Source organism: Castellaniella sp., assembly GCF_041675725.1.
GTDB lineage: Bacteria > Pseudomonadota > Gammaproteobacteria > Burkholderiales > Burkholderiaceae_B > Castellaniella.
Genome location: NZ_JBAYTI010000091.1, coordinates 1 through 7,926, shown reverse-complemented (window position 1 = coordinate 7,926; position 7,926 = coordinate 1). Strand labels below are relative to the sequence as shown.

The window sequence follows — 7,926 nt, the reverse complement described above, 5'->3', positions numbered from 1 at the left end:
GCTGCCCGGTGACAACATCTCGATCAACGTGAGCCTGATTGCGCCCATCGCGATGGAAGAAGGCCTGCGCTTTGCCATCCGCGAAGGCGGGCGCACCGTCGGTGCCGGCGTCGTCGCCAAGATTGTCAAGTAATTTTGGTGTACAATGGTGGGCTTTTCTGGCCCACCATGCAGTCTGAACAAGGCATGGCAGCATGCCTTGCGGGGTTTACAGGGGTATAGCTCAATTGGCAGAGCGTCGGTCTCCAAAACCGAAGGTTGAGGGTTCGATTCCTTCTGCCCCTGCCACCGTTCTTTTCATCGCCCGTGCGATGCCCAACCGAGATCATGTCGCAGCAAAACATAGAAACCGTCAGCCATGCCGCCGATCGTGTCAAACTCGGCTTGGCCGTGCTTGTCTTGCTGGCAGGCATCGTCGCTTATTCCGTTCTGGTCGAAGAGCCGACCTGGGTGCGCGTGGGCGCCTTCATCGTAGGCCTGATTCTGGCGGCGCTCATTGCGGCGTTCAGTGAAACCGGGCGGCGCACGTTGGCCTTCGGGCGCGAAGCCTACAATGAAACACGGCGCGTCATCTGGCCCTCGCGCAATGAAGCCACGCGCATGACAGCGATCGTTTTCGCCTTTGTGGTCGCCATGGGCCTGTTGCTGTGGCTGGCCGACAAGCTGTTGGGCTGGGTCATCTACGGCCTGCTGCTGGGCTGGAACTGAAGGACAACACTGCATGAGCAAGCGCTGGTATGTCGTCCATGTCTATTCGGGCATGGAAAAAAGCGTGCACAAGGCGCTGGTCGAACGCATCGACCGGGCCGGCCTGCAAGAGGCGTTCGGCCGCATCCTGGTCCCGTCCGAAGAAGTGGTCGAGATCAAAGATGGCCGCAAGTCCATTTCCGAGCGCCGCATCTTCCCGGGCTACGTGCTCATCGAAATGGATCTGACCGATGAAACCTGGCATCTGGTCAAGAGCACCAACCGCGTCACGGGCTTTCTGGGGGGGTCGGGCAACCGGCCGGCACCCATCTCCGAGCGCGAGGTCGAAAAAATCCTCTCCCAGATGGAAGAAGGCGTCGAAAAGCCACGCCCCAAGGTGCTGTTCGAGGTCGGCGAGGCCGTTCGCGTCAAGGAAGGCCCGTTTGCCGACTTCAACGGTTCGGTCGAAGACGTCAACTACGAGAAAAGCAAGGTACGGGTGTCGGTGACCATTTTCGGTCGCGCCACACCCGTCGAACTCGATTTCAGTCAGGTCGAAAAGGCCTGATTCAACAACCGGGGAGCCCCTGTTCGTGCAGGGGCGCTTGAACCCGACAGGAGCTTTGAATGGCGAAAAAAATCGTCGGCTTCATCAAGCTGCAAGTGCCAGCTGGTAAAGCCAATCCATCCCCCCCGATCGGGCCGGCGCTTGGTCAGCGGGGCCTGAACATCATGGAATTCTGCAAGGCCTTCAATGCCAAGACCCAGGGCATGGAGCCCGGCTTGCCGATTCCGGTGGTGATCACGGCCTTTGCCGACAAGAGCTTCACCTTCATCATGAAGACGCCGCCGGCCACCATCCTGATCAAGAAGGCGGCCAGCATCCAGAAGGGCTCGGCCACGCCCAACTCGGCCAAGGTGGGCTCGCTGACGCGCGCCCAGGCCGAGGAAATCGCCAGGGCCAAGGAGCCTGACCTCACCGCCGCCGACCTCGACGCCGCCGTGCGCACGGTCGCCGGTACCGCCCGCAGCATGGGCATCGACGTCGAAGGGGTGGTCTGACATGGCCAAGCTGAGCAAGCGCGCCGCCGCCATCGCGGCCAAGATCGATCGCAACCGGCTCTATCCGGTCACCGAGGCCCTGGCCCTGGTCAAGGAAACCGCCACGGCGAAATTCAATGAATCCATCGACGTGGCCGTGCAGCTGGGTATCGACCCGCGCAAGTCCGATCAGCTCGTGCGGGGTTCCGTCGTGTTGCCGGCCGGCACTGGCAAGTCGGTGCGCGTCGCCGTATTCGCCCAGGGCGAAAAAGCCGATGCCGCCCGCGAGGCGGGCGCCGACATCGTCGGCCTGGACGACCTCGCAGCCAGCATCAAGGCGGGCAACATCGATTTCGACGTGGTCATCGCCTCGCCCGACACCATGCGGGTGGTGGGTGCATTGGGCCAGGTGCTGGGTCCGCGCGGCCTGATGCCCAACCCCAAGGTCGGCACGGTCACCCCCGACGTGGTCACGGCGGTCAAGAATGCCAAGGCGGGCCAGGTCCAGTATCGCACCGACAAGGCCGGCATCATTCATGCGACCATCGGGCGCGCCTCCTTCGAAGGCGAGCAATTGCAAACCAACCTGGCTGCCCTCATCGATGCACTGAACAAGGCGCGCCCCGCGGCCGCCAAGGGGGTGTATCTGCGCAAGGTCGCCGTCTCCTCCACCATGGGGGGCGGGGTCCGTGTCGAGGTCGCCAGCCTGACAGCCTGATGCTGTCCAAAGAACTTTGGGCCGTGCCCGGGCGCAATCCCGGGCACCGCTGTCAAAGACCGCTGGAGCCCGGTCCCGCCACGGCGGGTCAGGGCTTAATCCCGTGAAGCATGCGGATCCAGCGCAGACGGCGCCCAGGAAGAATTCATTCGTGAACTCGACCAGGTGCGCCGCATTCGGTAGATGTCCGGCAATCACGCCGGGCATCGCTAGATGGAGTGTTCAACCATGAGTCTCAATCGCCAAGAAAAGGCGGTCGTCATCGAAGAAATCTCGGCTGAGCTCAGCCGGGCCCATTCGATGGTGGTCGCCGAGTACCGTGGTCTGGATGTCGCCTCCGTCACCGTATTGCGCAAAACTGCGCGAGAGTCGGGTGTGTACCTGCGTGTGCTCAAGAACACGCTGGTGCGCCGCGCGCTGTCCGGCACGCCCTTCGAGGGCTTGTCGACGCAGCTCACCGGGCCGCTGATGTACGCCATCAGCACGGACCCGGTGGCGGCCGCCAAGGTACTGGCCGAATTCGCCAAGACCAATGACAAACTGGTCATCACAGGCGGGGCGTTGCCCAACAGCCTGCTGACAGCCGATGGTGTGAAGGCCCTGGCCACCATGCCCTCGCGCGACGAATTGCTCTCCAAGCTGCTGGGCACCATGCAGGCGCCCATCGCTCAGTTTGTGCGTACGCTCAACGAAGTGCCCACGAAGTTCGTGCGCGGCCTGGCGGCTGTGCGCGATCAGAAACAGGCCGCCTAGGCGGCCTCGGGTTCACGTGACCAGCGACCATCCAACCTGGCTTAATCAATTTTCCGGAGTTCATCCAAATGGCTACCAAAGCTGAAATCCTCGACGCAATCGCCGCCATGAGCGTGCTCGAGCTGTCCGAACTGATCACCGAAATGGAAGAAAAATTCGGTGTGTCCGCTGCTGCCGCCGCTGTGGCCGTGGCGGCTGCGCCTGCTGCCGGCGCGGCGGCTGCCGCTGCCGAAGAGCAGACCGAGTTCACCGTATTCCTGGCCGAGATCGGCGCCAACAAGGTCAGCGTCATCAAGGCCGTGCGCGAAATCACGGGCCTGGGCCTGAAAGAGGCCAAGGACCTGGTCGATGCCGCGCCCAAGGCCGTGAAAGAAGGCGTGGACAAGGCCGCTGCCGAAGAAGCTCAGAAGAAGCTCGAAGACGCCGGCGCCAAGGTCGAGCTCAAGTAAGACTGCAAGCCCTTGCCCGGAGAGCCCGAAAAGCCTCTCCGGGCTTTTGCGTTTCTCGAAAACCCGCGGTTGGCCATGCGGCCAGCCGGGTTTTCAAGAGTCGCAAGCCGCACCGCAGGCGTTGCGCCCCTGTTCAAGGGATGCGCCCCGCGCGCGTGGCGATTCTGTCCCTGGCCGTGGATGACGGCCAAGCAACCTCGAATCGGAGTGCTCATGCCCTATTCGTACACCGAAAAGAAGCGCATTCGCAAAACCTTCGCCAAGCGTGAAGACGTGCAAGACGTCCCCTACCTGCTGGCGACCCAACTGGAATCATATCGGACTTTCCTGCAATCGGACGTCAGCCCGTCCAAGCGGGCAGAAGAAGGTCTGCAGGCGGCCTTCAATTCGATATTTCCCATCGTCAGCCATAACCAGATGGCGCGCCTGGAGTTCGTCAGCTACATGCTGGGCACGCCGGTGTTCGATGTCAAGGAATGCCAGCAACGCGGTCTGACCTACGCTTCGCCGCTGCGCGCCAAAGTGCGCCTGGTGCTCATGGACCGCGAGGTCAGCAAGCCCACCATCAAAGAGGTCAAAGAACAGGAAGTATACATGGGCGAAATGCCGCTCATGACCGACAACGGCTCGTTCGTCATCAACGGCACCGAGCGCGTCATCGTCTCGCAGCTGCACCGTTCGCCCGGCGTGTTCTTCGAGCACGATCGCGGCAAGACCCATAGTTCGGGCAAGCTGCTGTTCTCTGCCCGGGTGATCCCCTACCGGGGATCCTGGCTGGATTTCGAATTCGATCCCAAGGATATCCTGTTCTTCCGCATCGACCGGCGCCGCAAAATGCCGGTCACCATCCTGCTCAAGGCCATCGGCATGAGCGTCGAGGCCATTCTGGCCTATTTCTCGCAGTTCGATCACATCGAACTGCTGCCCGATGGCGGGCGCCTCGAGTTCGTGCCCGAGCGCTGGAAGGGCGAAGTCGCCCGTTTCGACATCACGGACCAGAAAGGCCAGGTCATCGTCGAAAAAGACAAGCGCATCAACGCACGGCATCTGCGCGACCTGTCGCAGGCCGGCGTGGACCATATCTCGGTGCCCGAAGACTATCTCATCGGCCGCGTGCTCGCGCGCAACATCGTGCACCCGGAAACCGGCGAGGTCCTGGCCCTGGCCAACGACGAGATCACCGAAACCCTGCTGGCCGAAATGCGCGAGGCCGGCATTCGCACCATCGAGACCCTGTACGTCAACGAGCTCAGCGAAGGCGCGTATATTTCCCAGACCCTGCGCACAGACGAAACCACCGACCAGATGGCCGCGCGCGTGGCCATCTATCGCATGATGCGGCCTGGCGAGCCTCCCACCGAAGAAGCCGTCGAAGCGCTGTTCCAGCGCCTGTTCTATTCCGAAGACTCCTACGACCTGTCGCGCGTCGGGCGCATGAAGGTCAACAGCCGGCTGGGCCGCGACGACGGCAATGCCGGCCCGCTGACCCTCACGGACGACGACATCCTGGCCACCATCAAGGTCCTGGTCGAGCTGCGCAATGGCCGCGGCCAGATCGACGACATCGACCACCTGGGCAACCGCCGGGTGCGCTGCGTGGGCGAGCTGGCCGAAAACCAGTTTCGTGCCGGCCTCGTGCGCGTCGAGCGCGCGGTGAAAGAGCGCCTGAGCCAGGCCGAGTCCGAGAACCTGATGCCGCACGACCTGATCAATTCCAAGCCCATCTCGGCGGCCATCAAGGAATTCTTCGGCTCCAGCCAGCTGTCGCAGTTCATGGACCAGACCAACCCGCTGTCCGAGATCACCCACAAGCGGCGGGTCTCGGCCTTGGGCCCTGGGGGCCTGACGCGCGAGCGGGCCGGCTTCGAGGTGCGCGACGTGCACCCCACCCACTATGGCCGCGTCTGCCCCATCGAGACCCCGGAAGGCCCGAACATCGGCCTGATCAACTCGCTGGCCCTGTATGCGCGCCTGAATGAATACGGTTTCCTGGAAACCCCGTACCGCAAGATCGTCGACGGGCGCGTGTCCGATCAGATCGAATACCTGTCGGCCATCGAAGAAAGCAAGTACGTCATCGCCCAGGCCAACGCCCACCTGGACGAGGAAGGGCGCTTCACCGATGACCTGGTCGCCTGCCGTGAAGCGGGCGAAACCCTGCTGACCTCGCCGGAAAACATCCAGTACATGGACGTGGCGCCCTCGCAGATCGTTTCGGTGGCGGCTTCGCTGATCCCGTTTCTCGAGCACGACGACGCCAACCGCGCGCTGATGGGGGCCAACATGCAGCGTCAGGCCGTGCCCTGCCTGCGCCCCGAAAAACCCCTGGTGGGTACCGGGATCGAGCGCACCGTGGCGGTCGACTCGGGCACCACGGTGCAGGCCCGCCGTGGCGGCGTGGTCGATTTCGTGGACGCCGACCGGGTGGTGATTCGCGTCAATGACGACGAAAACGTGGCGGGCGAAGTCGGGGTGGACATCTACAACCTCAAAAAATACACCCGCTCCAACCAGAACACCAACATCAACCAGCGGCCCATTGTCTCGCGCGGCGATCGCGTGGCGCGCGGCGATGTCCTGGCCGACGGCGCCTCCAGCGACCTGGGCGAACTCGCGCTGGGGCAGAACATGCTGATCGCGTTCATGCCCTGGAACGGCTATAACTTCGAAGACTCGGTGCTGATTTCCGAACGCATCGTGGCCGATGACCGCTACACCTCCATCCATATCGAAGAGCTCACCGTGGTGGCGCGCGACACCAAACTGGGCGCCGAGGAAATCACGCGCGACATCTCCAACCTGGCCGAGACCCAGCTCAACCGCCTGGACGATTCCGGCATCGTTCACATCGGCGCCGAAGTGCGGGCCGACGACGTCCTGGTGGGCAAGGTCACGCCCAAGGGCGAAACCCAGCTGACCCCCGAAGAAAAGCTGCTGCGCGCCATCTTTGGCGAGAAGGCCTCGGACGTCAAGGATACGTCTCTGCGCGTGCCCTCGGGCATGACGGGCACGGTGATCGACGTGCAGGTCTTCACCCGCGAGGGCATCGAGCGCGACAAGCGCGCCCAGTCCATCATCGACGATGAACTGCGCCGCTATCGCCAGGATCTCGACGATCAGCTGCGCATCGTCGAAAACGACGCGTTCGACCGCTTGCGCAAGACGCTGGCGGGCAAGGTCGTCAACGGCGGGCCGCGCAAGCTGGCCAAGGGCACCGAACTCACGGCCGAATACCTCGACAGCCTCGACCGCTGGCAATGGTTCGACATCCGCCTGGCCGACGAAGACGCCGCCATTGCGCTCGAACAGGTCAAGGATGCACTCGAGCAGAAGCGCCACCAGTTCGACCTGGCCTTCGAGGAAAAGCGCAAGAAGCTCACCCAGGGCGACGAGCTGCCGCCGGGCGTGCTCAAGATGATCAAGGTCTATCTGGCCGTCAAGCGCCGCCTGCAGCCGGGCGACAAAATGGCCGGCCGGCACGGCAACAAAGGCGTGGTCTCGCGCATCACCCCGGTCGAGGACATGCCGCACATGGCCGATGGCACGCCGGTGGACATCGTGCTCAACCCGCTGGGCGTGCCCTCCCGCATGAACATCGGCCAAGTGCTCGAAGTGCACCTGGGTTGGGCCGCCAAGGGGCTGGGCAGCCGGATCGCCCAGATGCTGGACGGCGAACGCGGCGTCCAGGCCCGGCAGGTGCGCGCCATGCTGCAGGGGCTGTACGGGGCCTGTGGCGGCTCGGTGCGGCTCGACAGCCTGACCGACGACGAGGTCATCGCGCTGGCGCACAACTTGCGCGCGGGCGTGCCACTGGCCACCCCGGTGTTCGACGGCGCCACCGAAGAGGACATCACGCACATGCTCGAGCTCGCCTACCCCGACGAGATCGCCGAGCAGCTGCGCCTGACCAGCGGCCGCACCCAGGCCTGGCTGACCGACGGGCGCACCGGCGAACTCTTCGAGCGTCCGGTGACCGTCGGCTATATGCACTTCCTCAAGCTGCATCACCTGGTCGATGACAAAATGCACGCCCGCTCGACCGGGCCGTACTCGCTGGTCACGCAGCAGCCGCTGGGCGGCAAGGCGCAGTTCGGCGGCCAGCGCTTCGGCGAGATGGAAGTCTGGGCGCTCGAAGCCTATGGCGCCGCCTATACGCTGCAGGAGATGCTCACCGTCAAGTCCGATGACATCACCGGCCGCACCAAGGTGTACGAAAACATCGTCAAGGGGGATCACGTGATCGATGCCGGCATGCCCGAATCGTTCAACGTGCTGGTC

The 7,926-nt window shown here is 63.5% G+C and carries 7 protein-coding genes, 1 tRNA gene and 1 pseudogene; all 9 read left to right on the top strand.

All coding sequences use genetic code 11. The features are described from left to right. Positions 1-133, top strand: a pseudogene (gene tuf / locus WCZ84_RS13080) (elongation factor Tu); the annotation flags it as partial. Positions 134-212: 79 nt separating this feature from the next. Then, positions 213-288, top strand: a tRNA-Trp gene (locus WCZ84_RS13075). A gap of 39 nt (positions 289-327) precedes the next feature. Further along, a complete protein-coding gene (gene secE / locus WCZ84_RS13070; RefSeq protein ID WP_372686718.1) occupies positions 328-708 on the top strand; it encodes a preprotein translocase subunit SecE in 381 nt (126 codons plus the stop codon). A gap of 13 nt (positions 709-721) precedes the next feature. After that, entirely contained in the window at positions 722-1,255 is a 534-nt protein-coding gene (nusG, locus tag WCZ84_RS13065; protein ID WP_372686717.1) for a transcription termination/antitermination protein NusG, read from the top strand. 59 nt (positions 1,256-1,314) lie between these two features. After that, positions 1,315-1,749 carry a 50S ribosomal protein L11 gene (rplK, locus tag WCZ84_RS13060; RefSeq protein WP_372686716.1) on the top strand — a complete coding sequence of 145 codons (435 nt, stop codon included), beginning with the start codon at positions 1,315-1,317 and terminating at the stop codon, positions 1,747-1,749. 1 nt (position 1,750) lies between these two features. After that, entirely contained in the window at positions 1,751-2,446 is a 696-nt protein-coding gene (gene rplA / locus WCZ84_RS13055; RefSeq protein ID WP_372686715.1) for a 50S ribosomal protein L1, read from the top strand. Positions 2,447-2,674: 228 nt separating this feature from the next. Continuing rightward, positions 2,675-3,199, top strand: coding sequence for a 50S ribosomal protein L10 (gene rplJ / locus WCZ84_RS13050; RefSeq protein WP_372686714.1), 525 nt, complete (start codon positions 2,675-2,677; stop codon positions 3,197-3,199). A 68-nt stretch (positions 3,200-3,267) separates the two neighbouring features. Then, positions 3,268-3,648, top strand: a complete 381-nt coding sequence (gene rplL, locus WCZ84_RS13045) for a 50S ribosomal protein L7/L12 (RefSeq protein ID WP_372686713.1) — start codon at positions 3,268-3,270, stop codon at positions 3,646-3,648. 213 nt (positions 3,649-3,861) lie between these two features. After that, a partial coding sequence (gene rpoB / locus WCZ84_RS13040) for a DNA-directed RNA polymerase subunit beta (RefSeq protein ID WP_372686712.1) occupies positions 3,862-7,926 on the top strand: 4,065 nt, incomplete at its 3' end.

Bases quoted from the DNA above. Each gene is read 5' to 3' on its own strand.
- secE (WP_372686718.1), top strand. From the start codon at position 328: ATGTCGCAGCAAAACATAGAAACCGTCAGCCATGCCGCCGATCGTGTC.
- nusG (WP_372686717.1), top strand. From the start codon at position 722: ATGAGCAAGCGCTGGTATGTCGTCCATGTCTATTCGGGCATGGAAAAA.
- rplK (WP_372686716.1), top strand. From the start codon at position 1,315: ATGGCGAAAAAAATCGTCGGCTTCATCAAGCTGCAAGTGCCAGCTGGT.
- rplA (WP_372686715.1), top strand. From the start codon at position 1,751: ATGGCCAAGCTGAGCAAGCGCGCCGCCGCCATCGCGGCCAAGATCGAT.
- rplJ (WP_372686714.1), top strand. From the start codon at position 2,675: ATGAGTCTCAATCGCCAAGAAAAGGCGGTCGTCATCGAAGAAATCTCG.
- rplL (WP_372686713.1), top strand. From the start codon at position 3,268: ATGGCTACCAAAGCTGAAATCCTCGACGCAATCGCCGCCATGAGCGTG.